This is a genomic window from Streptomyces sp. iso_384 (genome assembly GCF_056172905.1).
The window spans coordinates 1-1,189 of sequence record NZ_JBWBTT010000031.1; the positions used below are offsets into that span (position 1 = coordinate 1).

Here is a 1,189-nt window from a genome sequence, read left to right on the forward strand (position 1 = left end):
CGACCTCTTGAAAGACCTCAGCGAACGCCTTCCCGCGACATTCGTCTACGCCGGCATCAACGTCACCGACACCCCCTCTTCACCGGCGTGAGAGGCGCCCAACTCGCCGGACGCGCCACCCTCGTCGACTGCGGCCCCCTCCCCGCCCGCCACGGCAAGCGTGAGCCCTTCCGCGAAGTCATCACCGATATCGAGAACGCCCTCGACCTCCAGCAGCACAAACCCGGCACCCTCCCCCGCCACACCCAATACCTCCACCAGCGCACCGCAGGCCGCATCGGATCCCTCACGAGGCTCATCCGCCAAGCCGCCATCACCGCCATCCATGACGGCACCGAACGCATCACCAAAACCACCCTCGACACCATCCGCCTCGACCACCTCGCCGAAACCCACCACCGCCCCCACACTCGCGCCCGAAGCCGCTAGCCCCGCCCATCAGACAGGCGCAAAAGGCACTGACCAGCACAAACACCAATCGGGCCTTTACACGCTAGAACCAACTACAACAGACCCAGCCCCGCTCAACACAGAACACATAACCCCAGCCCACACACCCCGGCCACCCCCACCGAACCACCAACTCCGCCTCTCAACGAACCCACAACACCCCAGGCCACCAACGACCCAGAACACCAACACCCCCCACCCAGCGTTACTGCGGACTCGATCCGTGCTGAGCGGCGATTCTGTGCGCCGGCTGGCGCAGTATCAGACGGCGGGCCTGAACGCCCGGTTGAAGGTGTTCGCGCATCTGGAGCCGCAGGGCGTGCCGGCGAGCGAGGCGGACGACCTGGGGGGCGCTCGTTGGGCGTGGTGGAGGCGCCCGAGAGGTAGCGCTGCACCGTCTTGCGGGAGAAGTCCGGCCGTTCGGCCAGGGACTCGGTGGAGCCCCTTTCCCGCGTGCGAAGGAATTTCCTCCCGCAGCTTCTTGTGCTCCGCAGGAGCCGGAAGATCATTCTGCTCGACTTGTTCCACCAGCACGTCGACGGCGCTGAACAGCTCGTTCTCCCTGCGCACAGACGGCACCTCTGGAGGGCACAGTACTGCGATCGCACATCGGAACGCGCCTTGGCACCCTCATGCACTCGCACATCGATCGCGCATCGGAAGATTGTTCCGCTCGGGCGTGGCGGGACGGCCCGGCGATGACTTCCGCTTCTCAGGCCTGGTGGGACCGGGACGCTGT

1 pseudogene is annotated in these 1,189 nt (G+C 65.9%); it reads left to right on the plus strand.

Annotated elements, in window-relative coordinates:
- Positions 1–429 (plus strand): annotated as a pseudogene (locus AC0VY3_RS37890) (ATP/GTP-binding protein); the annotation flags it as partial.
- Positions 430–1,189 lie beyond the last annotated feature (760 nt).